We start from the raw sequence: 26,183 nt of genomic DNA on the forward strand, positions 1-26,183 counted from the left end.
TCACGGGGTGACGGTGACCCGGGTGGGCGGGGACGCGCCGATCCGGACCTCCAGGGTGATCGGGGTGCCGGCGCGCAGGGCCGTGCGGGCGTCGCCGCGGAGGTTCAGCTTCAGGTCCCGGCTCTTGCCGGGCTGGAGCGTGACCTTCTTGGCGTCGACGGGGTCGCCGTCGTGGGTGACGGTGACCTGCTCCTGGCACTTGCTCTTTCCGGCGCAGATCAGGGTGATCGTCGCCTGGGCAGGGGCGTTGCCGGGCTTGAGCGTGGCGGTGACGGTGTCGTCGGCCACGCTCATCCCCGCGCCGCCGGGCTCCCGCGCGAGCAGGGGCGCAGTGTAGCGCTGGGTCCCGGCCGAGGTGTTCAGCGCCAGGACGGTCCCGGCCGGCTCGGCCAGGCGTACGGTCAGGGCGCCGTTGCCCTGCTCGTCGAGCCGGACCTCGCCGAGGTGGGCGATGTCGGCCTCGCCGGGCGCCGACGCCGAGGCGCCGGGTTTCAGCAGGAGGAACGACAGCTGGGCCCCGGCCGCGCCGGCGCCCGCCGACATGGCGACGGTGACCGTCCCGTCGCCCGCGGTCGCCGCGTGGCTGATCCCGCTCCCCGTCGCCGAGGCTGTCGAGGCTGTCGAGGCCGACGACGCGGCCGTGGCCGACAGGGTCGCGGCGGCCGAGAGCTTCGTGGCGGCCGCGGCGGTGGCGCGCAGGGTGGGGTGGCCGAGGGCGGCGTCCCACTGCCAGGTCGAGGCCAGGTCGAAGCCCAGCTCGCCCGACCAGAACGCCTCGGCGGCGGCCTGGTCACGGGTGGCGGTGGCGCCGTTGAGGGTGGCGGGGCCTGTCGTGGTGTCGGTCTGGGTGGTGGCCTGGACGGTTTCGAGCGCCCAGTTGTTCTCCAGGGTGGCGACGTGGCCCGCGCCGACGCGGCCCAGGAAGCGGTGCGCCCAGGACGGGGCCGAGACGGCCGGGTTGAGGGCGGCCGAGTCGCGGATGACCGTGCCCGTGTAGCCGTATCCGGCCACGCCGCCGTCGTTGCGGGTGTCCGCGCGGACGGTCCCGGTGGCGAAGACCCGTTCGGTGGTGGAGCCGGCCAGGGCCACGCCGACGACGCCGCCCGCCTCGGTGGCGCGTACGTGCACGTCGGCGGTGGAGTAGGAGTCGCGCACGACGCCCTGGGAGTCGCCGACAAGGCCGCCCGCGCGCGAGCCCGCGGTCACGGACCCGGAGACGAGAACCCGCTCGACGGTTCCGGTGCTGGTGGCGGCCAGGATGCCGGCGCGGGCGGCGGTGGTGTTCACCACGCCGGCCAGGGCGAGGTCGTGCACGCGGCCGGAGACCTGGGTGAACAGCGGGGCGGTCAGGCCCCTGATGCTGTGCCCGGCGCCGTCGAACTCGCCGGTGAACGGCCTGGACAGGCTGGTGAACGGCGTGCCGGTCAGGTCGAGGTCGGCGGCGAGCGCGTAGTCGTGCGACGGGTGCTCGCCCATCACGGTCAGGTCCGCGGCGCTGTCGACGAGGTGGAAGCCGCGCGGGTCGGTGGGCAGCGGGGGCGCCGGGGCCGGTTCGAGCTTCTCGGGCGCCATCCGCAGGGTCGGCCTCCTGGCGACGTCGTCCCACTGCCAGACGGCGCCGAAGTCCCAGCCGCGCGCCTCGTAGAAGGCCTGCCGCTGGATCTCCGAGGGGGCGACGACGTTGCCTTTCTGGTTGCCGGCCGACGGCGGGTCGGTGATGGTCTGGCCGCTGATCGGCACGGCCCTGCTGACGTGGTTGTCCTCCAGGGTGGCGGTCTGCCCGCCGTAGACGCGGCCGACGATGGCGTGCGCGTAGCTCGACGCGGTGATGTTCGCGTTGAGGGCGACGGAGTGGCTCACCTGGGTGCCGGTGTAGCCGTAGGCGGCCACGCCGCCGGCGGAGGCGCTCTGTGCGCTGACGGCCCCGGTGGCGAGCACGTTCTCGGTGACGGAGCCGCCCACGGCGACGCCGACGACGCCGCCCGCGTACTGGGTGGTGGCGCGCACGTCGGCGGTGGAGACGCTGTCGCGCACGGTGCCGAAGTGGTGGCCGGTGACGGCGCCGGCGTAGCTGTGCGCGGTCAGCGTCCCGCCGGCGCGGACCCGCTGGATGGTGCCGTGGTTCTGGTCGGCGACCAGCCCGGCGGGGGTGCGGTCGGTGGTGACGTCGCCGTGCACGACGAGGTCCTCGATGGTGCCGTGGTTGTCGGCGAACAGGCCGGGCCCCTGGTCGGGCAGGGCGGCCAGGCCGGAGACGGTGTGCCCGTCGCCGTCGAGGACGCCGGTGAACGTGGTCGCGCGGCCGAGCTGGGCGCGGCTGACGCCGGTCAGGTCGAGGTCGGTGGTCAGCCGGTAGTGGCCGGCCGGGTCGTTGTCGACCTTGGCCAGGTCGTCGGCGGAGTCGATCAGGTAGGGCGACTCGGCGGTGCCCTCGCCGGCCAGGCCCTCGCGCACGGTCATGACCGGCCGCAGCGGCCTGCCGGACGCGAGCGAGTCCCACACGTACAGCTTGACGGTCGCGCTGGGCGCGACCGGCAGCGGCGTGCGGAAGCGGACGTACTGCTCGCGGCCGAGGTGGTCGAACGTGACGTCGGCCGTTCGCACGTCGATCATCCGCTGGTGGGTGTTGTCGTACGTGGCGGCCATGACGGTGGCCTTGTCCAGGCTGCCCGGGTAGGACAGCAGGCCCACGCCGGCGAGCTCGCGGTTCTCGACCTCGGCGGCGGAGACCTTCCAGGAGCCCTGCGGCTTGGTGACGGTCACCTCGTCGACGGGCCGCCCGTCGATCGTGTACGCCGACAGCTTCAGCCCGGCCTCGGTCGCCTCCAGGACGGCGCCCATCTGGACGTTCTCGTCGAAGACCTTGTCGTCCCACCAGAACCGCTGGTTGTCGTAGAACTTGGGCCCGGAGGAGCCCAGGGTCACGAACGTGGTGCCGGCGGCCTGCTCCTCGGGGGTCCTGGCCAGGCGGCCCTCGAAGATCGTGGAGCGCTTGTAGACGTGGTCGTGGCCGCCGAGGTACAGGTCGACGCCGAGCCGGTCGAGCACGCGGGTGACCTTCTCCCGGGCGAGGTCCATGCCGGCGTCGTCGGCGTGCTGGCCGCCGTAGTAGGAGAAGTGGCCGGTGACGACGTTCCACTTGGCGCCGGAGGCGCGCACGTCGTCGACCAGCCAGGCGAGCTGCTCGTCGAGGCGCGTGTTGGAGTTCAGCACGGAGAAGTGGATCTCGCCGCGGTCGAAGGAGTAGTTGCTCTCCCCGATGGCGCCGTTGGCGGGCAGCGCGAACGTGTTCGTGAAGATCGCGGCCGGCTTGCCGCCGACCACGTCGTAGTCCAGGTCCTCGTACGTCTCGTGGTTGCCGACGAGGCCCGCGTACTGCAGGCCGAGGCGGGACAGGAAGTGCTCGTGGACCTCGGCCCACTGCTCGCCGCGGCCGCCCCGGTCGACGAGGTCGCCGACCTGGAGCACGGTGCCGCCGCCGGGCCGCTCGGCCTTGAGCCGGTCGAGCACCTTGCCGGGCAGGGCGAGGGCGCCGGGGTCGCCGTCGGGCACCTGGACGTCGCCCAGGAGGTAGACGGGTCCGGCGTCGCCGGCGAGGAACGGGCCGCGCTCGCCGGTCCAGGAGGAGCGGTCGGCGCTGAGCCGGTAGCGGTAGGCGGCGCCCGTCTTCAGCCCGGTCAGGCGGAACTCGTGGGAGCGCAGCGTCCGGCCGGTGATCGCGTGCTGGCGGACGGGCTCGTCGTTGCCGACCACGTCGACCTCGTACGGGCGGCTGTTCTCCGAGGTGAGGACCGGGGCTTCGGCCCAGTCGCCCGAGCCCTCGGGCAGGACCTGCGCGTAGACCTTCCGGATGGCGCGGTCGGTGGTGACGGCGATGCCGGCGGTGCCTGGCTTGTCGCCCACGGCCACGTTGGCGCGCAGGAAGACGGACTCGGGGTCGGGCTTGTCCTGGGAGATCCGGATGCGGAGCAGTTCGGCGTTGGTGTTGCCCAGGTTGTCGGTGGCCTTCACGACGACGAACGCGTCGTCGTACGAGCGGACGCGGAAGGCGCCGCCGGTGACCGGGACCTCGCCGGCGGAGTCGTACACCTCGACGCTGACGGCCGGCCGGGTGCCGGAGTCGTCGGTGGCGGTGGCCTGGGGCAGGGTGATCGTGTCGCCGTGGCGGGCGGTGGCGGGCACGCCGGAGACGGTGATCTTCGGGGCGTAGTTGGCGCCTCGGGTGGTCTCGCCGATCCAGATCGGGGCGGAGACCACGAAGTCGCCGTCGGCCTGGTCGGCGCGGACGTAGAAGAAGTCGCCGTCGCGGACGGCGAGCTCGGCCTTCAGCGTCAGGTCGTTGCCGCTGAGCTTGCCGAAGTCGTGGGCGACGGCGCCGCCGTTGGTGATGAGGCGGGCGCCGGTGAAGGAGTCGCCGTCGCCGGGGTCGGCGAGCCGCAGGTCCACGTTCAGGGCGGTGGTGGCGGCGGGCAGGATCGTGCCCATGGGCTTGTCGTTGCCGCCGAGCGCGACGACAGCGTCGACGTCGGTCGTCGAGTAGAGGGTGCGCTCGCGCATGGCCGCGTACAGGCCCTTGAGCGAGTGCTCCGCGGCCCACACGCCGGTGATCGACGGGTTGCCGGACACCCAGGTGGCGGAGTGCTCGTCGCCGTTCCACACGGGGGCCAGGTGCCAGCCGGCGTCGAGCGCCTTCTGGAACTCCTTCACCGCGTCGGCGGACTTGACCTCGATGAGCTCCATCCGCTCGTCGGCGACGGGGTCGAGGCCCTTGAAGCCGAAGAAGTCGCCCTTCGCGGTCGGGGACGGGTGGTTGAACTGGCCGATCGCGTCCGGGTCCTGCTTGATGCGGGCCAGGAACGTGAAGTAGTCGTACTTCAGGTCGCCGGTGCCGAAGGCGTTGCCGTAGCCGTCGACGCTGCCCTTCTCGGTCGCCCTGGCCGTGGCGTGCCAGTCGGCGTTGAACACGTTGATGTGGCCGGTGCCGTCGTACCAGGTGTTCTCGATCGACGGGACGGCGACCAGCTTGTCCTGGCCGGCGTTGAACTTCTCGGCGCTCTCGTGCAGGTAGCGCCATTCGGCCGAGTCGGCCTCGCGCCAGTCGTCGAGGTAGTCGTCGCCGTTGCGGATGTCCCACATGACGTCGTGCTCGGACACCGTGAAGAAGTCGGCCCCGGTCGTGCCGTGGACGTGCTCGTAGGCGTCCGGCGGCAGCTTGACGCCGTCGCTCACGGAGGTGTGCGAGTGGAACTCGCCGGTGTAGAGGCTCCTGCCCAGGTAGGTGGGCCGGTCCTCGGGGGCCGCGGCGGCGGGTTGGGGGGCCAGTGCGCCGGCCGCGAGGGCGATCGCGGTGATCGCTCCGGGCCAGGCGCGTCGTGGTGCGCTGATGCGCGTCATGTTTCTGCCGTTTCACGTGGGTCCAGCGGGACAAAAGTGCTTTCCACAGAAACCACGACAGGTAGAACGCTTTGTCTCGCACTCATGTGCTAAAGGTGAACGAGGGCCGAAACCATGACAACTACTCCGCTTGGGTCGCGTTCCGGAGTAGGATCCGCCCGTGCGTGATCCAGGTGAGGACCCCAGGCCCGTCCGGGGCGCGGTGCGCGAGATCCACTCCATGAGCGGCGTGGCGACGCTGCACTACTCCCCCGACCTCGACGGTCTCGCCGACCCCGGAGAGATCGTCTGGGCCTGGGTGCCGTACGAGGAGGACCCGTCGCGCGGCAAGGACCGGCCGCTGCTCGTGGTCGGCCGCAGCGGGCGCAGGCTGCTGGCGATGATGCTGTCGAGCCGGGGCGGCGACGGCCCCGACTGGGTGGAGATCGGCGCGTGGGGCCGCGACGGGAAGGTCTCCCACCTGCGGCTGGACCGGGTGTTCGCGCTGGACGAGGACGACATCCGGCGCGAGGGCGCGGTGCTCGACGCCGACCGGTTCGCCCGGGTGGCCGCCCGGCTGATGAAGACCTACGGCTGGGCCGCCGGCCGCTGACGCGCGGCGGCGGCCCCCGGGTCAGGGGTGCAGCCAGTGCGGCTGCCGCCCCGGCGCGTGCAGGTGGTAATCAGGGGCGCCCTCCAGCGCCCTCTCCTCGCCGCCCGGCGTGTAGGTGACGATCAGGCGCAGCGGGCGCCACGTGGTGTTGTACGTCGAGTGGAACACCCCCATCGGGATGTGCACCGTGTCGCCCTCGCGGATCGGGAACGGGTCGCCGTCGTCGACCATCTGCTCCGCCTCCCCGGAGATCACGTAGATGACCTCCTCGGCGTCGGGATGGTTGTGGCGGGCGTGGCCCTCGCCCGGGTTGACGACGACCTCGCCGAGCGTGCTGGCCGCGCCGGGGACCAGCGACGGGGTGACGAACCACTTGATGGCGCCCCAGCCGAACGTCATCGTCGGCACCGTGTCCGGCTTGATCAGCATCTACAGCTCCAGGTTCTTGAACGCGGTCACCTGCTCGGTGATGGCCCGCTCGGTGGGGAGACGCTCGACGGAGGAGGCGCCGAAGAAGCCCGCCACGCCCTTCGTCCGCGACAGCACGTACTGGGCGTCGGCGGGCTCGGCGATGGGCCCGCCGTGGCACAGCACGAGCACGTCGGGGCGGACGGCGGCGGCCGCGTCGCGCATGGCCTGCACCCGCGCGACGGCCTCGTCGAGCGTGAGCGCGGTGCCCGCGCCGATGCTGCCCTTGGTGGTCAGGCCCACGTGCGGCACCAGCACGTCGGCGCCGGCCTCGGCCATGGCCCGCGCCTGGTCCTCGTCGAACACGTACGGCGCGGTCAGCAGGTCGCGCTCGTGGGCCAGCCGGACCATCTCGATCTCCAGGTCGAAGCCCATGCCGGTCTCCTCCAGGTTCTGGCGGAACACCCCGTCGTACAGGCCGACGGTCGGGAAGTTCTGCACCCCGGCGAAGCCCATCGCCTTGAGCTGGTCCAGGAAGACCGGCATGACGCGGAACGGGTCGGTCCCGCACACGCCGGCGAGCACGGGCGTGTCGCGCACCACCGGCAGCACCTCGGCCGCCATCTCGACGACGATCTGGTTGGCGTCGCCGTACGGGAGCAGCCCGGCCAGCGAGCCGCGCCCGGCCATGCGGTAGCGGCCCGAGTTGTAGATGATGATCAGGTCGACGCCGCCCGCCTCGGCGCACTTGGCCGACAGGCCGGTGCCCGCGCCCGCGCCGATGACCGGCCTGCCGTCAGCGACGCCGCGGCGCAGCCGTTCGAGTGCCGTGGTCCGGTTCACCGGTGTCCTCCGATCAGTTCGTGGAGCCGGCCGGCCATGGCCCGGCCGAACTCCGGATCGTTGATGTGCAGGTCGAGCCGCACCGTGTCGGGATGGGCGGCCAGGGCGTCGAAGCACGCCTCGTCCGCCTCCGGGTCGTGGAAGGGCATGCCCTCGGCGTCGAGCGCCGACACTCCCCGGGCCGGGACGAACACGGCGGCCGGCGCCCTGGCCCCGGCCAGCTTGGCGGCGACGCGGCGGCCGAGCTCGGCCATCTCCTCGCGGGTGGTGCGCATGAGCGTGACCGCCGGGTTGTGCACGTACAGGGTGCGGCCCTCGAACCGGGCGGGCACGCTGTCGCGCGGCCCGAAGTTGACCATGTCGAGCGCGCCCGGCGCCACCACCTGCGGGACGCCGTGCCGGGCGGCGGCCGTGAGCCGGTCGGGGCCCGCCGACAGCACCCCGCCGACCAGGTCGTCGGCCAGCTCGGTGGTGGTCAGGTCGAGCACCCCGGCGAGCATCCCGCTGGCCGCCAGCCCCTCCATCGCCCGGCCGCCCGCGCCGGTGGCGTGGAAGACGAGCACCTCGTAGCCGAGCTCCTCCAGCCTGTCGCGGGCGGCGTCGACGGCCGGCGTGGTCACGCCGAACATCGTCGCCCCGACCAGCGGCCGGTCGGACGCCTCCGGCCGCTGCTCGCGGTAGGCGAGCGCCATCCCGGAGGCCGCCGCCGCCGCGTTGCCGAGGATCGCCCGCGAGACCCGGTTGACGCCCGCCACGTCGACCACGCTGTACATGATCGTGACGTCCTTGGCGCCGACGTACGGGGACACGTCGCCGGACGCCATCGTGGACACGATGATCTTGGGCAGCCCGATCGGCAGGTCCCGGACCGCACGCGCGGCGATCGACGAGCCGCCGCTGCCGCCCACCGCCAGCACCGCGGCCACCCGGCTCCGCGCGTGCAGGTCCGCCAGGACCGCCGCCGCGCCCTCCCCCATGGCCGTGACGGCGGCTCCCCGGTCGCCCGCCGCGCGCAACGCCGCCAGGTCCGCGCCGCCCGCGGCCGCCACCCGGTCGTTGGGGACGTCGACCGGGTACGACACGCCCGGCTCGCCGGTGCCCGCGTCGATCACGACGACGTCGCGGCCGAGCTCGATCAGCCTGTCACGCAGCCATCCGTATTCGTGCCCCTTGGTGTCCAGGGTGCCGATGAGTACGACTGTCATTCTCCGACGTTATCCCGGCTGCGATCATTGGAGCATGCGTGTTGCAGTGATCGGGAGCGGCATCGTCGGCGCGGCCGCCGCCCACCACCTGAGCGGGCGCGGCGTGTCCGTGACCGTGGTCGACGGCGCCTACCCGGGCGAGGCCACGCAGGCGGGGGCGGGCATCGTCTGCCCGTGGGTGGACCACTGGGACGACGAGGACTGGTACCGGCTCACCCGCGAGGGCGCCCGCCACTACCCGGGGCTCGTGGAGGAGCTGGGCGAGGACTTCGGCTACGCCCGCGTGGGCGCGCTGCTCGTCGCCGAGGAGCCCGCCGACCTGGAGCCGGTGCGCGCCCTGCTGGAGCGGCGGCGGGCCGAGGCGCCGGAGATGGGCGAGGTCACCGACGTGCCGGCGCCGTCGGCGCTCTTCCCGCCGCTGGCCGAGGACCTGGTGGCGCTGCACGTCGCGGGCGCCGCCCGGGTCGACGGCCGGGCCGTCCGCGACGCGCTCCTGCACGCCGCCGTCGCCCGGGGGGCCGAGGTGCGTCCCGGCACGGCGGTGCTCACCCCGTCGGGGCAGGTCCTCGTCCGCGAGACCCGCGCCGCCGACGCCCGCGCCCGCGTCCACGCCCGCCACGCCGCTCCCCCGCCCCCCGCGGGCACCTGGCGCCAGGGCGACCCCGCCCCGGGCGCACCGGAAGGCGCGCCGGCCGAAGGAGCGCCGGGCGAAGGAGCGCCGTCCGCCGGGCCCGCCTTCGGGGTGGGGCGCGAGGTCGAGGGCGGGCCCGGCGGCGAGGCCGGGGAGGCTCTGGAGGCGGACGCGGTGATCGTGGCCGCCGGGGCGTGGGCCGGGGAGGCGTGCCGGCCGCTCGGCGTGGAGCTGCCCGTGTTCCCGAGGCGGGGCCAGATCGTGCACGCCACGCTCGACGGCGTCGACACCGCGTGGTGGCCGATCGTGCTGCCGCGCAGCGGGCCGTACCTGCTGGGCTTCCCGGGGTCGCGGCTGGTGGTGGGGGCGACGGTGGAGGACGTCGGGTTCGCGCCGCGCGTGACGATGGGCGGGCTGGACGAGGTGCTGCAGGCGGGGCTGCGGATCGCGCCGGGCCTGTTCGGGGCGACGGTGACGGAGGCGAGGGTGGGGCTTCGGCCGGTGTACGCGCCCGGCCGGCCGCTCATCGGGCGGCTCACCGACCGGGTGGTGGTGGCGACGGGCCTGAGCGCGTACGGGCTGACGGCGGGGCCGTTCGCGGGCCGGATCGCCGCCGCGCTGGCGCTGGGCGAGGAGCCGCCGATCGACCTCACCCCGTACGCCCCGCCGGTGTGAGGGCCGGGCGTATGATCGTCGTTCCCCCACCGTGCGCGAGTAGGGGGAGGCGGCGATGCGCCCGTTCCTGGTCCTGGTCCTGGTGCTGCTGACGGCGGGCTGCGGCAAGGCGGTCACGCCCGCGGGCCAGCCGGTGGCGGGCGTGGCCGCGACGGCGCCCGGCCCGGAGACCGGGGAGTCCGGGGAAGGCGGGGAGGCCCGGGAGGTCGTGGTGCCGAGGGCGGCGTCCGGGCAGTACGAGGTCGTCGGCGGGAGCGCGGCGGCCCGGCGCGGGCCGGGCCGGGCGGTGCGCTACCTGGTGGAGGTGGAGCGCGGGCTGCCGTTCGACGGCCGGGCCTTCGCGGCGCAGGTGCACCGCACGCTGAACGACCCGCGCGGCTGGACGCGGTTCCGGCGCGTGTCCCGCCCGCCGGTGCGGGTGCGGGTGGCGCTGTCGAGCCCGGCGACGACCGACCGCAGGTGCCGCCCGCTGCGGACCGGCGGCCACCTGTCCTGCTGGAACGGCACCCGCTCGGTCATCAACGCGCTGCGCTGGGCGCGGGGCGTCCCCCAGTACGGCGGCGACCTGGCCGCCTACCGCCGCTATCTGATCAGCCACGAGGTCGGCCACGCGCTGGGTCACCGCCACCGGCCCTGCCCCGGCCCCGGCAGGCTCGCCCCGGTGATGGCGCAGCAGACGAAGTCGCTGGGCCGCTGCCGCCCGAACCCGTGGCCGCACCCCGAAAGGTAGACCGGCCCCATAGCGGAGAAGACTGGTGATCGCAACACGACGACGAGAAGGGCTCACGTCATGCCGACGATCACGACAGGGAAGGTCAGCGGCCTGGAGGACGACGGCATCGCCGTCTTCAAGGGCATCCCGTACGCGAAGATCCCGTTCGGGCCGCTCAGGTTCGCCGCGCCGGAGCCTGCGGACCCGTGGGAGGGCACGCTGGAGGCGACCGCGTTCGGGCCGCGCCCGCCACAGCCGGCGATCATGCCCGGCCAGGAGCCGTGGGATCCGGCCGCCGGGCTGGACATCCTCACGGTGAACGTGTGGACGCCCGATCCCGGCGGCTCCGGGCTGCCGGTCATGGTGTGGCTGTACGGAGGCGCGTACTGGATGGGGTCGGCCGACTGGCCCGAGTACGACGGCGCGCGGCTGGCCCGGCACGGGGTGGTCGTGGTGACGCTGAACTACCGGGTCGGCATGGAGGGATTCGCCCAGATCGAGGGCGCTCCGGCCAACCGGGGGCTGCTGGACCAGGTGGCGGCGCTGCGCTGGGTGCGGGAGAACGTGGCGGCGTTCGGCGGCGACCCGGACAACGTCACGGTCTTCGGCGAGTCGGCGGGGGCGGGTTCGGTGGCGGCGCTCATGGTGATGCCGTCGGCGGCCGGGCTGTTCCGGCGGGCGATCGCGCAGAGCGTGCCGGGGCCGTTCCTGACCTCCGAGCTGGCCTCGCGGGTGACCGGCGCGGTGATGGCCCGGCTGGGCGGCGGGTCCCCGTACGAGACGACGCCGGAGGGGCTGGTGGCGGCGTCGGCGGCGTTCGCCCGGGAGGAGCTGCCGGGCGCGCGCGATCGGTGGGGGCTGCTGACTCACATGGGGATGCCGGTGGCGCCGGTGGTCGACGGCGAGGTGCTGCCGGACACGCCGTGGAACGCGCTGGCGGCCGGGGCGGGCGCGGACGTGGAGCTGATCGTCGGGTACAACCGCGACGAGTTCACCGTCTTCCACGCGATGGCGAGCGGGCCGCCTAACCTGGCGGCGGCGCTGGAGGCGCTGGCCCCCGACGGCGCGGACGCCGCCTACCGGGCGGCGCTGCCGGGAGCCTCGGACGGCGACCTGTACGTGCGGCTGATGTCGGACTGGCTGTTCAGGATGCCGAGCGCGCTGCTGGCCGACGCCCATCACGGGACCACGTACGCCTATGAGCTGACCTGGGCGCCCACCCCGGTGCTCGGCGCGTGTCACGGGCTGGACGTGCCGCTGGTGTTCGGCACGACGCGGGGCGAGCTGGCGCTCATGCAGGCGGGCGGCTCGCCGGACACGGAGGCGATGTCGGAGCAGTTCCGCACGGCCTGGACCCGGTTCGCGGCCACCGGCGACCCGGGCTGGCCCGCCTACGACCCGGCGACGGCGGTCACCCACCTGTTCGACGTGAAGCCGTCGGACGTGGCCGACCCGGAGGCGGCCTCGCGGGCGCTGTGGTCGAAGACGGGCGTGCGGGTGATCGGCTGAACGCCCGGCGGTGATCAGCCCGCGTCGCTGAGCCGCTCCGCGCCGACGCCCCTGAGCAGGGTGTCGACCAGGCGGGTGGCCAGGGCGTCGGGCTCACCGGGGCTCTGCGCGGCCTCGTGGATGAGCGCGTAGTAGACGCGCCTGGCCCAGTCGAGGTCCACGTCGTCGCGCAGCACCCCGGCCGCCTGCGCCCGGCGGAACAGCTCGGCGCAGCTCTCCTCCACCTCGGCGTGGACGCGGGCGACCTCGGGCCCGGCCGTGGCGGCGCGGCTCATGGCGAAGCCCCAGTCGATCTTCACCCGGAGCACGTTGGCGGTGGCCTGGTAGAGGGCGACCAGGGGCGGCGTGGTCTGCGGGCCGGCCGCGGCAACGGCCTCGGCGAAGCGCCGGGTGGCCCACTCGGTCATGGCCTCGACCAGCGCCTCGCGGGAGGCGAAGCGCCGGTGCACGGTGGTGCGGGCGACGCCGGCCGCCTCGGCGATCTGCTCCATGCTGGCCGACGGGTTGCGGCTGAGGACGCGCTCGGCGGCCTCCAGGATCGTGCGTACGGTCCGCTCGGCGTCTGACCGGCGGGCCCGGGTTCCCTGGCTCACACGTCACGAGGATACAGCACCGTACCGCTTTGTCGCAGAGTTGCATCATTGATGTTGCATCTTCTATGGTCTACGCATCGAGCTTGTCGCAACTAACGAAGGGCTTCATCATGGACCTGCGACTCACCGGGAAGACCGCCGTCGTCACCGGAGCCGGCCGGGGCATCGGGCTGGCCATCGTCCGCACGCTGCGCGAGGAGGGCATGCGCGTCGTGGCCGGAGCCAGGACGATCACGCCCGAGCTGATCGCCACCGGCGCGACCGGCGTCAGCGTGGACCTGTCCACCCCCGCCGGGCCCGGCGAGCTGGTCGAGCGGGCGCTGGCCGAGCTGGGCGAGATCGACCTGCTGGTCAACAACGTGGGCGGCGGCGACGGCGGCGACGGCCAGACCGGCGGCTTCCTCGGCTTCACCGAGGAGCAGTGGCGGCTCACCCACGACCTCAACTTCCTCAGCGCCGTGCGCGCCACCCGGGCCGCGCTGCCCAGCCTGCTGCGCGGGAGCGGCGCCGTCGTGAACGTCTCCTCCAACGGCGCCCGCATGCCGCACGCCGGCCCCGTCCCCTACACGACCGCCAAGGCCGCGCTCACCGCCTGGAGCAAGGCGCTGGCCGAGGAGTTCGGGCCGCAGGGGGTGCGGGTCAACACCGTCTCACCCGGCCCGGTGCTGACCGCCATGTGGGAGGCGCCCGACGGCTACGGCGCGGCGCTGGCGGGCGCGTTCGGCCTGCCGCACGAACAGCTGCTGGCCGGGCTGCCCGGCACGATGGGCATGACGACCGGCAGGTTCGTCACGCCCGACGAGGTCGCCTCGCTGGTGGCGTACCTGGCCTCGCCGCTCGCCGCGAGCGTCAGCGGCGCCGACTACGTCGTCGACGGCGGCGCGACGAAGACCGTCTGACGCCGCGAAACGGCGCCCGTCCCCGGGAACACCGGCGGCCCCGCGATCAGTTGAGCTGGTGTACCGGAATTCAGGGGAGAGTGAGCGATGGCAGGTTTTCGGACGGCACGACGCATCCTGGTGGGGGGCGCGGCGCTCGCCGCCGCGGGATGGGCGCTCCGGGACGTGCCCGCCGAGCTGGGCGTGCGCCCGCTGACGTCCGGCCCGGAACGGGCGGCGCGGATCCGGCGCTCACCGCAGTTCAGGGACGGCGCGTTCGTCAACACCATGCCCGAGGGCACCGCGATGATCACCACGCCGCCGGTGGGGCTGCTCGGCGAGCTGGCCAAGGACAAGGAGCTGCGCCGGCCGCCCGGCCGGATCCCGGTGCGCATCCCGCCCGCCGACGCGCCGCCCGCCGACGGCGTCCGGGCCGTCTGGTACGGCCATGCGTCCACGCTGGTCGAGATCGAGGGGCGGCGGGTGCTGTTCGACCCGGTGTGGAGCAGGCGGCCGTCGCCGACGCGGCTCGTCGGCCCCAAGCGCCACCACGAGCCGCCCGTGGGGCTCGGCGCTCTCCCCCAGGTCGACGCCGTGGTCATCTCCCACGACCACTACGACCACCTCGACCTGGCGACCGTGCGCACGCTGATCCGCACGCAGAAGGCGCCGTTCCTGGTGCCGCTCGGCATCGGCGCCCACCTGGAGCGCTGGGGCGTGCCCGCGTACCGGATCGTCGAGCTCGACTGGGACGAGGAGGCCGTGGTCGGCGGGCTGCGGTTCGTCGCGACGGCGGCCCGCCACTTCTCCGGCCGGACGTTCTCCCGCAACGACACGCTGTGGGGCTCCTGGGTCGTGGCCGGGGCCGCCAAGCGGGTCTTCTACGCGGGCGACTCCGGCTACTTCGAGGGCTACAAGGGCATCGGGGCGGCGCACGGGCCGTTCGACCTGACGCTCATGCCGATCGGCGCCTACAGCCCCGCCTGGCCCGACGTGCACATGAACCCGGAGGAGGCGGTCAACGCCCACCTCGACCTGGGCGGGCGGCTGATGCTGCCGGTGCACTGGGCGACGTTCACGCTGGCGCTGCACCCCTGGTCGGAGCCGGTGGACCGGCTGTGGCGCGAGGCCAAGGCGCGTGACGTGCGGATCGTGGTGCCCCGTCCCGGCGAGGCCGTCGACACCGCCGCCGCCCCGGCCGTCGACGGGTGGTGGGAGACGCTCGGCTGAGCAGCGGTGCGGCCGGCAGCCGTACAGTCTCAGGATGAGCAACCTTGAGACGGACCCGCGCGAGATCCGCTGCGCCGCCGACGGCGGGGGCGAGGAGCTGCTGGAGGGGCGGTCCGTGCCGCTGGGCGGGCCGCGGGCGATGGCGGTGAGCCGCACGCTGCCCGGCGTGCGGCGGCGGCTCATCGGCGCCTGGTGCTTCGCCGACGCCTACGGTCCCGAGGTGACGCGGATGCGGGTGCCGCCGCACCCGCACACCGGCCTGCAGACGGTGAGCTGGCTGCTGGCGGGCCGGGTGCTGCACCGCGACAGCCTCGGCAGCCTGCGCGAGGTACGGCCCGGGCAGCTCAACCTGATGACGGCCGGGTGCGGCATCTCGCACTCGGAGGAGTCGCCGCACGAGACGCTGCACGGGGTGCAGCTCTGGGTGGCGCTGCCCGGGACCGACCGGCGCACGGCGCCCGCCTTCGAGCACCACGCCGCGCTGCCGGAGCTGACGGGCGACGGCTTCTCGGCGACCGTGTTCATGGGGGCGCTGGGCGGGGCCGTCTCCCCCGCCACGGTCTTCAGCCCGCTCGTGGGCGCGCAGGCGGCGGTCGACGGGACGGCCGAGCTGCCGCTGGATCCGGCGTTCGAGCACGGGCTGCTGCTGCTCGACGGCGAGGTCGAGCCGCTGCGCGCGGGCCCGCTGCGCTACCTGCCGCCGGGACGTGACCGCGTACGGCTGAGCGGGCGCGGGCGGGTGCTGCTGATCGGCGGCGAGCCGTTCGGCGAGGAGATCGTCATGTGGTGGAACTTCGTCGGCCGAGACCACGACGAGATCGTGGCCTTCCGCGAGGAGTGGGCGTCGGGCGACGGGTTCGGCGTCGTCGAGGGCTTCGACGGCCCGCCGCTGCCCGCCCCCGCCCTGCCCGGCACCCGGCTCCGCCCCCGCGGCCGGGTCCGCGAATGACCTCGGCCGAGGTGGGGGCGTCCGGTCGCGCGCTAGCGGGCGCCGGTGCGTGAGCGGCGGACGAGGTCGCGGGCGGCCTGCGGCCACTGGCCGAAGTCGAACGTGAAACCGGCGTCGAGCAGCCGCCCGGGGACGACCCGGCGGCTCTTCAGCAGCAGCTCGGTGTCCGAACGCATCGCGAGCGCGCCGAGCTCGGCCATCCACCGCGTCGCGGGCAGCCCCACCGGGACGCCCTTCGCCCGGCGCAGCTCCCGCATGAACGCGCGCTGCGGCAGCGGGTCGGGGGCGGCGAGGTTCACCGGCCCGGTCAGGTCGTCGCACCCGGCCAGGAACTCGACGGCGCGGGCGAAGTCGCGCTCGTGGATCCACGACACGTACTGGGCGCCGCCCGCGATCGCTCCGCCGAGGCCGAGCCGCGCCATCCGCAGCAGGACGTCGAACACGCCGCCGCGGTCGGGGCTCATCACCATGGCGGTGCGCAGGGCGACCTTGCGGGTGCCCGGCGTACTGGCCCGCTCCTGCTCCCGCTCCCACGCCTTGGCGATCTCCACGCTGTAGGCCCAGTAGCGCGGGACGCCGGGCTCGCCGCCGCCGATCACGCCGGTCGCCTCGTCGTTGGCCGCGTCGAAGCGGTGGGCGTAGACGGTGGCGGTGCTCATCTGCAGCCAAACCCGGGGCGGCCGCGCGGCGGCGGCGATCGCCTCGCCCACCACCCGGGTGGAGCGCACCCGCGACCGCATCATGGCGCTCAGCGTTTCGGGCGTGTAGCGGCAGTTGACGCTCCGGCCGGCCAGGTTGACCACGAGGTCGCTGCCGTCGATCTCGGCCGTCCACGGCCCCGGCGTCTCACCGTCCCAATGAACCTCGCCCTCGCGCGCCGGCCGCCGGGTCAGGACCACGACGTCGTGGCCCGCGCCGGTCAGCGCCCGCCTGAGGATCGCACCCACCTGCCCGGTGCCGCCGGGTATGACAACCTTCATCAGGCTCCCCCCTAGATGCCGGGACTGAGCCTAGACGCTCTCCTTCCCGGGGCACCGGGCGCCCCGGCGAACAGGACCTCTCCCCCGGGCCGGCGCCCGGCAGTATATTGATCTTCCCGGCGCGTGAACCGCCCGCCGAGAAAGGTCGTGCGCGTTGCAGAACGTCCTGGCACAACTCCCCGCACTCATCGGCGTTCTGCTGGGCGCGATCGGAACCTACGGCGTCACCGCACTCACAGAACGCACGAGGTGGAAACGACAGCTCGCCACGCGCTGGGACGAGCGGCGCGTGATCGCGTACATGGAGTACGCGCACGCCGTCAAGAAAACCATTTCCATCTGCATGAAGCTGGCATCCCAGCGAGGCGTGGGCGCGGAACTGAACTTTCTCGCCCCGGAATACTCGAAGTCGGATCTGGCGGCGGCGGAAGAAGAACGAACCATAAGCTGGGAGGCCGTGCTTCTGTTCGGGAGCGACGAGGCCATCGTCGCCGGAAGAAAGTGGCACGAAGCTGTTTTCCGGCTGGAATTGATCGCCGACGGGCAGGAGGCGGATCTCACCTGGGATCTCGCCGTCCAGGCGACCAGCCGGGCGCGCGGAGAATTCTATCGAGTGGTCAAGCGCGAGATCGGCATGCGGGGGGCGGGGGCGCCCGGAACCTACGAGTGGCAGCTCAGCACTTTCGCGAGCAAGCTCCCGGCGCACGAAACCCGGCCCGGACTGAACCGCTCAGGTGACGCGTAACTCTCTTATGAACGGCTGAATCGTTCGAGCACCTCCGGACCCAGGGGATCGGGACATCCGGGGTGCCGGTCCTGCCGGACGGCCGGCCGAGACGGTCGACGGCTCGGCCGGTCGCGATCGGACCCCTGCCGGACGGCCGCGACCAGCTCATCGCCGGGGCGCCGGGTGAGCGTACGGACGGCCCGCGCCGCCGGGCGCTGGGAGAGCAGGACTCCCCCGACGCCCGCAAGCACCACAGGCAAGGCGCCTGCCGTGCGGGCCAGGAGGTCGCCCATGCGCCGTCGGCCGCTGGCCACGGTGCCCGGCCGCTGCGGCCTGCTGCGGATCTGGGCGCACGACGACCCCTGGCACACCGGGCCACCCGGATCTTGTCCAGCACCGTGATGAAACGCGGGCAAAGAACTTCTAGCCAAATAGCCCAGCCTCGCTGATGATGTGGACGATCCCCTCACCTACATAGGCTGCGGAGGGCCCATGAAAGCACTCGGCCGTAGATCGAAGTTATTCAGGGTGCTGGCCCCACTGGTCGCCATCATGGTCATTTCGACTGGGACCGTGGTGTCGACCGCTACCGGGGCACTAGCCGGCATCACGTCGCGCACCGACGACCTGGAGGGCGTTCCGCAGACCAGATGGCAAGGCGGGGGCGACGGCGACGGGATCGCCGGCTATGACATCAACCAGCCCGTAGCGCGTTCGGGGGTGAATAACGGCTGGCTCTACGTCGGCAATGGCTGGGCCGCAAATCGTATTCCGATAACCCTCGACGGCGGCTTCGTCGATCGATACAACTGCGCGGTAGGAGTATGGGTCAACGTTCTGTATTCTGGCGCGTTCGTCGGCCTACAGGTCTGGAATCCGAACGGATGGCATATCATCGCCGAAACCTATCCCTGGGTAACGGGCGGAGGCTACAAGCAGATATCCATGTCCGGATTGAACCTGCAAGGCTACTCGGGCACCATCTACCTACAGGTGATCTTCGGTAACAGCAACGGCGTCAAGACATGGGTGCGCTTCGACGACATGTCCATCGCCTGCACGAATCCCTACTGAACGTCGGCACGAGCCGGCACGGCTCGACGCCCTCGGCGCGCACCGACGGAAACCGGCAGTTCCGCCCCGGCGAGGCGCGTCCGCTCCGCAACCAGGTCGGCGAAGTCGTAAGCGCGCTCCACGCGGGCGCTCACGCGTTCGGCGAGCCTGCTTGCGCCATGAGCATCGTGCGCCACCTCGTGTCACTCCTGCCGCGACCTGTGCGTGCGGGGCCTGCGAACCCGCGCCCCTCGCAGGTGTCTTCCGGGCGTCATGGCCGAGGACCGGCCCACGCGGAAGACAACAGGTGGTGCGCTCTCGGTCCGGTGGGCCGAGGAACCGGGACAAGCCCCTACATAGGGGAAGATTCGCCTGGTAGGGCGGCCCTGTGCGTCAGTAGACCGAGATGTGCGGGTGGTCGTAGTGGTTGGCGGTGGCGCCGCCCCGGTCGGACATGTAGCGCCACGCCCCGGTGCGGACGTGCCAGATGCGCTGGCGGTAGATGATGTACATGATGCCGAGCCGCTTGGCGTTCTTGATCGCCCAGGCGGAGATGTCGTGGCCGCGCTGGATCTCGGCGGCCGAGGGCATGGCGCCGCCCCGGCTGAGCATGAAGTCGCAGGCCCGGCCCAGCGGGTGCTCGCCGCCGTCCTGGATCGCCCGGTAGCAGCCGATCCCGAACGGCACCACGAAGCGCTTGGCGATGAGCGTCTTGACCAGCCGCATCCGGGGGGTGATGTTGTCCGGCCCGCCGGGGAGCTGCGGGAGCCAGGTGCCGTCGCCGCGGCGGCCGGGCGCCTTGTGGAGCTGGTCGATCTTGTCCCGGATGCGCTCGATCTGCTTCTCGGCCTTCTCCCGCTTCCCGGCGAGGTCGCCGACGGTGGCCGACAGTTCCTCGGCGCGGGCCTCGGCCTCCTTCTGGGCGTTCAGGTGCCGGTCGCGCACCTGGGTGTAGCCGCTCAGCCTGGCCTGCTGCTGGGCGATCAGGTGGTCGCGCAGCGCCAGCCGGTTCAGCAGGTCGGCCGGGTCCTCCTCCTCGGCGACCATCGTGAGCTCGTTGCGCCTGCCGCTCATGAACTCGGCGACGGCCATCGTCCGCAGGTAGGTGGACTCGCGGTCGAGGATCTCCTGGGCGGCCTCCAGCTTCTCGCGGGCGGCCTTCTCGGCCTTCTCCACCCGTTGCAGCTCGCGGCGGCCGTGGTAGTAGTCCTCGATCATCCGGTCGGAGTCCTTGCGCAGCGCGGCGAGCTCCTTCTCCAGGCTCTTGACCGTCGGCTTCGGGTCGGCGCCCGCGGTGCCGGGGACGATGAGCAGGGCCGCCACGACGGCGAGGACCGCCGTACGGGAACCGAGCGAGCCGCGCCGCCGTCCGGCGGGGGACGCAACCGCCACGCTTCTCCTTTGCCCGATCCGCAGGGCGGAATCCGGTCAGGACGTAAATCAGGCCGGGGGTGCCCTCTATCGAGGCAAGATAGTAGGGGATCCTCCTGCGTGCCCGGCAATTGACGGATTCGGCAGGGGTCGAGGCCGCCTGCTCGATAACGGGTGCCCGAAGATACTGTCGGGGTATGTACGGAAATCGTCCTGCTAGATCATCCGGTCCCCGCCGTGGTCGTGCGCGCTGAGCAGGGCGGCGGCTGGGAGGTCGTCCGGGGGCCCGGTCCCGGCGGCGTGGAGCTCGTCGGCTACCGCGACCGCGCCGGGCGGGGCCTGGACATGCCGGTGCTGCCGCAGCCGGGGCTGACGATCGTGCTGGTGCTCGACGGGGAGCTGCGGATCGAGCGGTCCGGCCCGGTGACGGCCGGGATCGTCAGCGGGGTGGGGGTCAACTCGGTACGGGTCCACGGCCGGGACGTGGCCTGCGTGGACGTCCACCTGTCCCCGCTGGCCGCGTACTCCGTGCTGGACGGGGCGGTCGCCGAGCTGGCCGGCACCGTCGCCGGGTTCGAGGACCTGTGGGGCGCCGAGGCGCGGCGGCTCCGCGGGGCGCTCGCGGGCGCGGGGCGGTGGGAGGAGCGGTTCGCCGAGCTGCGCGCGGCGCTCGCCGGGCGGATGCACGCGGGCCGGTCCGTCGACCCGGAGGTGGCCTTCGTCTGGCACGGGCTGGTGGCCAGCGGCGGGCGGCGCCGCACGAGCGATCTGGCGGCCGAGACGGGGTGGAGCCGCAAGCGGCTGTGGTCGCGGTTCAAGGCCCAGATCGGGGTGACGCCCAAGCGGGCGGCGATGATCGTGCGGCTGTCCCCCGCGATCGACGCGATCATGGCGGGGACCGCGCCCGCCGAGGTCGCCGCCCGGTACGGCTACGCCGATCAGCCCCACCTCACCCGCGACCTGCGCGAGCTGGCCGGGTACACGCCCGCGTCGCTTTATCGCGCCTGGGCCGGGGATCAGGCGGCGCCTGGGGGAACATTCGTTCAAGACGCCGCCGGGTAGGCCACGCCAGGGTCGTGGACATGGTTCACGAACACCCTCACGAACACATGCGAGAGCACCCGCGGGCGGCGTCATGAGCGGGCAGGCCGACGACGCCGAGCACCGGGAGGCCGTGCGGGCGCTGCGGGAGCTGCGCCGTCCCGTCGCCGGGCGCGTCCGGCTGGCGTGCGTGCTCGCCGGGCTGGGCGCGCTGGCCGGGCTGGCCCCGTACGCGGGGCTGGCCGAGCTGGCGGGCGCGCTGCTGGCCACGCCGCCGGACCGGGACCGGGTGGTCCTGGTGGTGGCGCTGATCGTCCTCGGGCTGCTGCTGCGGGGCGCGTTCATGAGCGCGGCGCTGACGATCACGCACGTGGCCGACGTGCGGCTGCAGGCGGTCCTGCGCCGCCGGATGATCGCCCACCTCGGCCGGGTGCCGCTCGGCTGGTTCTCCCGCAACTCCTCCGGGACGCTGCGCAAGACCGCGATGAGCGACGTCGACGCGCTGCACCAGCTCGTCGCCCACCAGGCGGTCGAGACCACCGCCGCGATCGTCACGCCGCTCGGCGCCCTCGCCTACCTGCTGGTCCTGGACTGGCGGCTGGCCCTGCTCGCGGTGGCGACGGTGCCGCTGTTCGCCGGCGCGTACGCGTACATGGAACGCGGTTCCAACGACGTCATGCGCCGGATCGACGAGAGCAACGCGAAGCTGGGCTCCGCCGTGGTCGAGTTCGTCTCGGGCATCGCGGTGGTCAAGGCGTTCGGCCGGGCCGGCCGGGCGCACGCCGCCTACCGGCGGGCCGCCGAGGAGTACACGGAGTTCTTCGCCGCCTGGGTCCGGCCGATGGACCGGATCGAGGCGCTGGCGGGGCTCGCGGTGTCCGCGCCGGTGGTCGGCCTGGTCGCCGTCGCCGGGAGCGCCTGGTTCACCGGCGCGGGCTGGGTGACCCCGGGCGAGGCGCTGGCCTGCGTGCTGCTGGCCTTCGTGATCCCGATCGCGATCGAGCCGCTCGGCTTCGCCTCGCTGAGCCGCCGCTCCGCCGCGGCCGCCGCGCTGCGCATCCAGCGGCTGCTGGAGGTCGCTCCGCTGCCGGCGCCCGCGTCGCCGCGCCGTCCGGCCGGCCACCGGGTCGAGTACGACGACGTGCGGTTCGCCTACGACGAGCACGACGTCCTGGACGGGGTGAGCTTCACCTGCGAGCCGGGCACGGTCACGGCGCTCGTCGGCCCGTCGGGCTCCGGGAAGTCCACGCTGGCCACGCTGCTGCCCCGTTTCCACGACGTCACCGGCGGCGCGGTCCGCGTCGGCGGCGTGGACGTACGGGAGATCGACCCGGCCGAGCTCTACCGTCACATCGGCTTCGTGCTGCAGGACGTGCGGCTGCTGGGCGGCTCGATCCGCGACAACGTCGCGCTCGGCCGGCCCGAGGCGACGGACGCCGAGATCCACGACGCCTGCCGGGCGGCGCGGATCCACGACCGGATCCTCGCGCTCCCCCGCGGCTACGACTCCGTCGCCGGCCACGACGCCCACCTGTCCGGCGGTGAGGCGCAGCGGGTCGGCATCGCCCGCGCGCTGCTGGCCGACACGCCCGTGCTGGTGCTCGACGAGGCCACCGCGTTCGCCGACCCGGAGTCGGAGGCGGCGATCCAGGACGCGCTGTCCCGCCTGGCCGGGGGCCGGACGGTGCTGGTGATCGCGCACCGGCTCGCCACCGTCGCCGGCGCCGGCCGGATCGTCGTCCTGGACCGGGGCCGCGTCGCCGAGACGGGCACCCACGCCGAACTGCTCGCCTCGGGCGGGCCCTACAGCCGCATGTGGGCGGCACACGAGGAGGTCGCGGCATGATCGCCGATCTGAGGCTGCTGCTCGGCCCGGACCGGGCCCGCATCCTGACCGGCTACCTGGCCTGGACCGTCGTCTACGGCCTGCTCAGCGGCGTCGCCGCGGCGCTGCTCGTGCCGGTGGTCGAGGACCTCGCCGCCGGCGACCGCGACGCGCTCGGCCCGCACCTGCTGACGCTCGCGGCCGTCACCGCCGTGGCCGCCGCCGTCCGGTACGCGCAGACCGTACGGGGGTCGGCCGCCGCGCTGCACACCATGTCGGCCATGCACCGGCGGCTCGGCGACCACCTGGTGAGCCTGCCGCTCGGCTGGTTCGACGCCGGGCGCACCGGGCGGCTGACCCGCGTGGCCACCGACGGCACCATGATGATCACCGGGATCTTCGCGCACCTGCTGGCGCCCCTGGTCGTCGCCGTCGCCTCGCCCGCCGCCGTGACCGTCGCCCTGTTCTGGTACGACTGGCGGCTCGGGCTCGCCGCCGCGCTGTCCGTCCCGGTCCTGGCGCTGGCGTTCCGCTTCGCCGCCGCGAGCCTGTCGCGCGGGGAGGCGCGCAACCACGCCGCCGACGTCGAGGCGGCCACCCGGGTCATCGAGTTCGGCAGGGACCAGCGGGTGCTGCGCGCCTTCGGCCGCGGCGCGCACGGCTACCGTCCGCTGGAGGAGGCGATCGAGGAGCAGCGGCGCACCCGCCGCCGCACCCTGGCCCAGGGCGTGGCGGGGCTGACCGTGGGCGGGCTCGCGGTGCAGCTCGCCGTGACGGCGCTGCTGCTGGTGTGCGTGTGGCTCGCCCTCGACGGGGCCGTCACGCCCGCCGCCGCGGTCGCGCTCATCGCGCTCGCGTTCCGCTTCGCCGGCCCGCTCGCCGACGCCGTCGAGTACGCGGGCGCGATCCGGATCGCCGGGAACGACCTGCGCCGCCTCACCGACGTGCTGCGCGAGCCTGCCGTGCCGGAGCCGGCCGTCTCGGCGCCGCTGCCGCGGCCCGGGCGGATCGAGCTCGACCGCGTCACGTTCGGCTACCGGCCGGGGACGCCGGTGCTGCGCGACTTCTCGCTCACCGTGCCGGCCGGCTCGGTGACCGCGCTGGTCGGGCCGTCCGGGTCCGGCAAGACGACCGTCATCCGGCTCATCAGCCGGTTCTGGGACGCCGGGCAGGGCACGGTCCGCGTCGGCGGCGCCGACGTGCGCGAGCTGCGCACCGAGGACCTGATTGGGCAGCTCGCCCTCGTCTTCCAGGACGTCTACCTGTTCGACGACACGCTGGAGGCCAACATCCGGCTCGGCCGGCCGGAGGCCACCGGCGAGGAGCTGGCCGAGGCGGCCCGGCTCGCGGGCGTGGACGAGATCGTCGCCCGGCTCCCGGACGGCTGGCGTACCCGGGTCGGCGAGGGCGGCGTGTCGCTGTCCGGCGGCGAGCGCCAGCGCGTCTCGATCGCGCGGGCGCTGCTCAAGCGGGCCCCGATCGTGCTGCTGGACGAGGCCACGGCCGCGCTCGACGCCGAGAACGAGCGCTTCCTGCGGCGTTCGGTCCGCGAGCTGGCCCGGCACAGCACGGTGCTGCTCGTCGCGCACCGGCTGGGCAACGTCGTCGAGGCCGACCAGATCGCCGTCGTCGAGGACGGGCGCGTGACCGAGACCGGGACGCACGACTCCCTCGTGGCCGCCGGCGGGCCCTACAGCAGGCTCTGGCAGGCGCAGCGCGGCGGGCGGGGCTGGCGGCTCACCGCCGCCCCGTCCTGACCGCCGCAGCTCCCGGCGTCCCTGCCCGAGGGGGTCGTCAGGCGCCCGGGGGCCTGTTCCGGCGGGTTCTGCGGACGGCGAGATGCCGGCCGAGGAGCACCGAGCCGGGGACGAGGACGACGCCGAACAGGCTGGTGCCGAGCCCCAGGCCGACGTCGGCGTCGAGCAGCCCGTCGCCCTTACCGCCGAGGACGGGCACGTCCACCGACACCTTGACCGACACCGAGACCAGCGGCTCCTTGCTCTTGGCGGGCGGCCGGGTGCTGGGAGGGGGCGGCGGGGCGCTGGTGGCGGGCGGGTCCGGACGCTCGGTGCCGGGCCCGGGCTCGGGCTCGGGCCGCTCGTGCTCGTCGGGCTCGGCGGGGCCCGCCGTGCCGGTCGGAGCGGGGGCCGTGGCGGGGGCCTTGGTGGGCGCGTCGGTGTGCGCGTCGGTGGGCGCCGGGTCGCCGGGGCCGGCGTCGCGGGTGGGGCGGTGCGCATCGGGCGTGCGGGCGGGCGGGACCGTGGGGCCGAACGTCGCCGCGCGGGCAGGGTCGCGGGCAGGGTCGCGGGCCGGTGGCGTGCCGGGCGGGGCGGTGAAGCGCACCGGGGGCGTCATCCAGCCGGAAGCCGTGGGCTCCGGGCTGCCCGTGCCGGGTACGGGCGCGGGCTGCGACGTGGCGGGCGGGGACGCGTACCGGGGGCCGGGTGTCTCGTTCCAGATGAGGAAGACGGAGACCACCGCCACCGCGGTCGCCAGCACGAGCCCGCCGGTCACGGCGAGGCGGGAGGCGGGCGCGAGCCCGGCGGGGAACGGGAGGGCGCCCGCGCCGGGGGGCGGCTGCGGGGTGCGCAGGGTGAGGAACGGCACGGTGAGCGCGCCCAGCCGGGAGCGGCCCCGCGCCTCCCACCGCGAGCCGTAGGCGGCCGACGCGACGCGTTCCAGCTCGGCCAGGAACGTCTCGGCCGAGCCGGGCCGCTCGGCCGGGTCCTTGGCCAGCCCGTACAGGACCAGGCCGCGGACCGGCTCGTCGACCGCGCCCAGGTCGGGGACGGCGTGCCGGTGCTGGTGGGCGAGGGCGGCGACGTTGTCGCCGGTGAACGGGCGGCGGCCGGTGAGGCACTCGTAGAACACCGCCGCGGCCGCGTACACGTCGGAGCGCGGGCCGGCCGGGGCGTCGTCCCACCGCTCGGGCGCCATGTAGGGCGGGGTGCCGGCCGGCGGGCCCGCCTCGCCGGCGCGGGCGGCCACGCCGAAGTCGACCAGCTTGCTGCCGCCGTCGTCGGTGACGATGACGTTCTCGGGCTTGAAGTCGCGGTGCACGATGCCGTGGCGGTGCGCCTCGGCCAGGCCGAGCAGCGCGCCCTTGAGCACGGCGAGCGCGGCCTCCGGGCCGGTGCCGCCCTCCTGCCCGAGCAGGCGGCGCAGCGGGACGCCGTCGACGAGCTCCATCACGATGGCGGCGCCGGCCTCGTCCTCCACGTAGTCGAGCAGGCGGGCGATGTGCGGGCTGTCGAGCTCGGCGATCACCCGCGCCTCGGCGCGGAAGCGCGCGGCGAAGACGGGGTCCTCGCGTAACCGGTCCGACAGGTGCTTGACGGCGACGGCCGTCCCGTCGGAGTCGCGCACGGCCAGCGTCACGTGCCCGGTGCCGCCGCGCCCGAGTTCCCGGATCTCGGTGTAGCCGGGAACTTCCATGACGGAACCTCCGCGTTCGAGGGGGAAAGATCCTTCTGCGGGGGACGCTAGCCTATCGTCACAGCCTGTGTCGAGAGGTTCCGAATTTGTAACCATGAACCGCTGAGTCGGTATTTTTCCCCTCGCCGATGC

Annotated in this window: 20 protein-coding genes; 12 read left to right on the plus strand and 8 right to left on the minus strand. The window is 73.9% G+C overall.

All coding sequences use genetic code 11. The features are described 5' to 3' along the window. The gene (locus tag ACBI99_RS41550; protein ID WP_375074972.1) at positions 1–5,394 is read right to left on the minus strand and encodes a metallophosphoesterase; all 5,394 of its coding nucleotides are present in this window, start codon (positions 5,392–5,394) and stop codon (positions 1–3) included. A gap of 160 nt (positions 5,395–5,554) precedes the next feature. Between ACBI99_RS41550 and ACBI99_RS41555 the strand changes: the two genes are divergently transcribed. After that, a complete protein-coding gene (locus tag ACBI99_RS41555) occupies positions 5,555–5,986 on the plus strand; it encodes a type II toxin-antitoxin system PemK/MazF family toxin (protein WP_375074973.1) in 432 nt (143 codons plus the stop codon). A gap of 21 nt (positions 5,987–6,007) precedes the next feature. Here ACBI99_RS41555 and ACBI99_RS41560 read toward each other — a convergent pair whose 3' ends face one another. The 3 genes from ACBI99_RS41560 to ACBI99_RS41570 are packed head-to-tail and all read right to left on the minus strand — an operon-like array spanning position 6,008 to position 8,442. After that, complete coding sequence (locus ACBI99_RS41560) at positions 6,008–6,415, minus strand: cupin domain-containing protein (RefSeq protein WP_219509482.1); 408 nt, start codon at positions 6,413–6,415, stop codon at positions 6,008–6,010. Further along, on the minus strand, positions 6,416–7,237 hold the full coding sequence (locus ACBI99_RS41565) for a phosphoenolpyruvate hydrolase family protein (protein ID WP_375074974.1): 822 nt from the start codon (positions 7,235–7,237) through the stop codon (positions 6,416–6,418). Then, a complete protein-coding gene (locus tag ACBI99_RS41570) occupies positions 7,234–8,442 on the minus strand; it encodes a Tm-1-like ATP-binding domain-containing protein (RefSeq protein WP_375074975.1) in 1,209 nt (402 codons plus the stop codon). The genes ACBI99_RS41565 and ACBI99_RS41570 overlap by 4 nt, the downstream gene beginning before the upstream one ends. Before the next feature lie 34 nt (positions 8,443–8,476). Between ACBI99_RS41570 and ACBI99_RS41575 the strand changes: the two genes are divergently transcribed. Genes ACBI99_RS41575 through ACBI99_RS41585 form a run of 3 tightly spaced genes read left to right on the plus strand, consistent with a single transcriptional unit; the run spans position 8,477 to position 11,969 of the window. Beyond that, positions 8,477–9,748, plus strand: a complete 1,272-nt coding sequence (locus ACBI99_RS41575; protein ID WP_375074976.1) for an NAD(P)/FAD-dependent oxidoreductase — start codon at positions 8,477–8,479, stop codon at positions 9,746–9,748. Positions 9,749–9,803: 55 nt separating this feature from the next. After that, entirely contained in the window at positions 9,804–10,478 is a 675-nt protein-coding gene (locus ACBI99_RS41580) for a DUF3152 domain-containing protein (protein ID WP_375074977.1), read from the plus strand. A gap of 60 nt (positions 10,479–10,538) precedes the next feature. Next, positions 10,539–11,969 (plus strand): carboxylesterase/lipase family protein, encoded by a 1,431-nt coding sequence (locus ACBI99_RS41585; protein ID WP_375074978.1) that lies wholly within the window; start codon positions 10,539–10,541, stop codon positions 11,967–11,969. A gap of 14 nt (positions 11,970–11,983) precedes the next feature. Here the strand turns inward: ACBI99_RS41585 and ACBI99_RS41590 are convergent, their stop codons facing one another. Next, positions 11,984–12,562 (minus strand): TetR/AcrR family transcriptional regulator, encoded by a 579-nt coding sequence (locus ACBI99_RS41590; RefSeq protein ID WP_219518031.1) that lies wholly within the window; start codon positions 12,560–12,562, stop codon positions 11,984–11,986. Positions 12,563–12,672: 110 nt separating this feature from the next. On the opposite strand from ACBI99_RS41590, the gene ACBI99_RS41595 reads away from it, so the two are divergent. The 3 genes from ACBI99_RS41595 to ACBI99_RS41605 all read left to right on the plus strand — a co-directional run bounded on the left by ACBI99_RS41595 (position 12,673) and on the right by ACBI99_RS41605 (position 15,619). After that, positions 12,673–13,461, plus strand: coding sequence for an SDR family NAD(P)-dependent oxidoreductase (locus ACBI99_RS41595; RefSeq protein WP_375074979.1), 789 nt, complete (start codon positions 12,673–12,675; stop codon positions 13,459–13,461). A gap of 87 nt (positions 13,462–13,548) precedes the next feature. After that, positions 13,549–14,670, plus strand: a complete 1,122-nt coding sequence (locus ACBI99_RS41600; protein WP_357588371.1) for an MBL fold metallo-hydrolase — start codon at positions 13,549–13,551, stop codon at positions 14,668–14,670. 34 nt (positions 14,671–14,704) lie between these two features. Beyond that, positions 14,705–15,619 (plus strand): pirin family protein, encoded by a 915-nt coding sequence (locus ACBI99_RS41605; protein ID WP_375074980.1) that lies wholly within the window; start codon positions 14,705–14,707, stop codon positions 15,617–15,619. Between the two features lie 32 nt (positions 15,620–15,651). Here ACBI99_RS41605 and ACBI99_RS41610 read toward each other — a convergent pair whose 3' ends face one another. Next, positions 15,652–16,599: a DUF1731 domain-containing protein gene (locus ACBI99_RS41610; protein WP_219518027.1), complete on the minus strand. Its 948-nt coding sequence runs from the start codon at positions 16,597–16,599 to the stop codon at positions 15,652–15,654. 154 nt (positions 16,600–16,753) lie between these two features. Between ACBI99_RS41610 and ACBI99_RS41615 the strand changes: the two genes are divergently transcribed. Both ACBI99_RS41615 and ACBI99_RS41620 read left to right on the plus strand, forming a co-directional pair. Continuing rightward, positions 16,754–17,344, plus strand: coding sequence for a hypothetical protein (locus tag ACBI99_RS41615; protein WP_357588375.1), 591 nt, complete (start codon positions 16,754–16,756; stop codon positions 17,342–17,344). A 474-nt stretch (positions 17,345–17,818) separates the two neighbouring features. Then, on the plus strand, positions 17,819–18,400 hold the full coding sequence (locus ACBI99_RS41620; RefSeq protein WP_219518025.1) for a hypothetical protein: 582 nt from the start codon (positions 17,819–17,821) through the stop codon (positions 18,398–18,400). A gap of 372 nt (positions 18,401–18,772) precedes the next feature. Here the strand turns inward: ACBI99_RS41620 and ACBI99_RS41625 are convergent, their stop codons facing one another. Further along, entirely contained in the window at positions 18,773–19,771 is a 999-nt protein-coding gene (locus tag ACBI99_RS41625; protein ID WP_308126205.1) for a hypothetical protein, read from the minus strand. Positions 19,772–19,987: 216 nt separating this feature from the next. Here ACBI99_RS41625 and ACBI99_RS41630 point away from each other — a divergent pair, with 216 nt between their 5' ends. The 3 genes from ACBI99_RS41630 to ACBI99_RS41640 all read left to right on the plus strand — a co-directional run bounded on the left by ACBI99_RS41630 (position 19,988) and on the right by ACBI99_RS41640 (position 24,373). Continuing rightward, the gene (locus ACBI99_RS41630) at positions 19,988–20,812 is read left to right on the plus strand and encodes a helix-turn-helix domain-containing protein (RefSeq protein WP_364179548.1); all 825 of its coding nucleotides are present in this window, start codon (positions 19,988–19,990) and stop codon (positions 20,810–20,812) included. Between the two features lie 73 nt (positions 20,813–20,885). Next, positions 20,886–22,637 carry an ABC transporter ATP-binding protein gene (locus ACBI99_RS41635; protein ID WP_375074981.1) on the plus strand — a complete coding sequence of 584 codons (1,752 nt, stop codon included), beginning with the start codon at positions 20,886–20,888 and terminating at the stop codon, positions 22,635–22,637. Next, a complete protein-coding gene (locus ACBI99_RS41640; RefSeq protein ID WP_375074982.1) occupies positions 22,634–24,373 on the plus strand; it encodes an ABC transporter ATP-binding protein in 1,740 nt (579 codons plus the stop codon). The genes ACBI99_RS41635 and ACBI99_RS41640 overlap by 4 nt, the downstream gene beginning before the upstream one ends. A 37-nt stretch (positions 24,374–24,410) precedes the next feature. Here ACBI99_RS41640 and ACBI99_RS41645 read toward each other — a convergent pair whose 3' ends face one another. After that, positions 24,411–26,051, minus strand: a complete 1,641-nt coding sequence (locus ACBI99_RS41645; protein WP_375074983.1) for a protein kinase — start codon at positions 26,049–26,051, stop codon at positions 24,411–24,413. Between the last annotated feature and the right edge of the window lie 132 nt (positions 26,052–26,183).

The sequence above is a fragment of the Nonomuraea sp. ATR24 genome (assembly GCF_041950485.1).
GTDB classification, from domain to species: Bacteria; Actinomycetota; Actinomycetes; order Streptosporangiales; family Streptosporangiaceae; genus Nonomuraea; species Nonomuraea ceibae.

Bases quoted from the DNA above. Each gene is read 5' to 3' on its own strand.
- ACBI99_RS41580 (WP_375074977.1), top strand. From the start codon at position 9,804: ATGCGCCCGTTCCTGGTCCTGGTCCTGGTGCTGCTGACGGCGGGCTGC.
- ACBI99_RS41595 (WP_375074979.1), top strand. From the start codon at position 12,673: ATGGACCTGCGACTCACCGGGAAGACCGCCGTCGTCACCGGAGCCGGC.
- ACBI99_RS41560 (WP_219509482.1), bottom strand. From the start codon at position 6,415: ATGCTGATCAAGCCGGACACGGTGCCGACGATGACGTTCGGCTGGGGC.
- ACBI99_RS41605 (WP_375074980.1), top strand. From the start codon at position 14,705: ATGAGCAACCTTGAGACGGACCCGCGCGAGATCCGCTGCGCCGCCGAC.
- ACBI99_RS41575 (WP_375074976.1), top strand. From the start codon at position 8,477: ATGCGTGTTGCAGTGATCGGGAGCGGCATCGTCGGCGCGGCCGCCGCC.
- ACBI99_RS41570 (WP_375074975.1), bottom strand. From the start codon at position 8,442: ATGACAGTCGTACTCATCGGCACCCTGGACACCAAGGGGCACGAATAC.
- ACBI99_RS41610 (WP_219518027.1), bottom strand. From the start codon at position 16,599: ATGAAGGTTGTCATACCCGGCGGCACCGGGCAGGTGGGTGCGATCCTC.
- ACBI99_RS41635 (WP_375074981.1), top strand. From the start codon at position 20,886: ATGAGCGGGCAGGCCGACGACGCCGAGCACCGGGAGGCCGTGCGGGCG.
- ACBI99_RS41550 (WP_375074972.1), bottom strand. From the start codon at position 5,394: ATGACGCGCATCAGCGCACCACGACGCGCCTGGCCCGGAGCGATCACC.
- ACBI99_RS41585 (WP_375074978.1), top strand. From the start codon at position 10,539: ATGCCGACGATCACGACAGGGAAGGTCAGCGGCCTGGAGGACGACGGC.
- ACBI99_RS41645 (WP_375074983.1), bottom strand. From the start codon at position 26,051: ATGGAAGTTCCCGGCTACACCGAGATCCGGGAACTCGGGCGCGGCGGC.
- ACBI99_RS41600 (WP_357588371.1), top strand. From the start codon at position 13,549: ATGGCAGGTTTTCGGACGGCACGACGCATCCTGGTGGGGGGCGCGGCG.
- ACBI99_RS41620 (WP_219518025.1), top strand. From the start codon at position 17,819: ATGAAAGCACTCGGCCGTAGATCGAAGTTATTCAGGGTGCTGGCCCCA.
- ACBI99_RS41640 (WP_375074982.1), top strand. From the start codon at position 22,634: ATGATCGCCGATCTGAGGCTGCTGCTCGGCCCGGACCGGGCCCGCATC.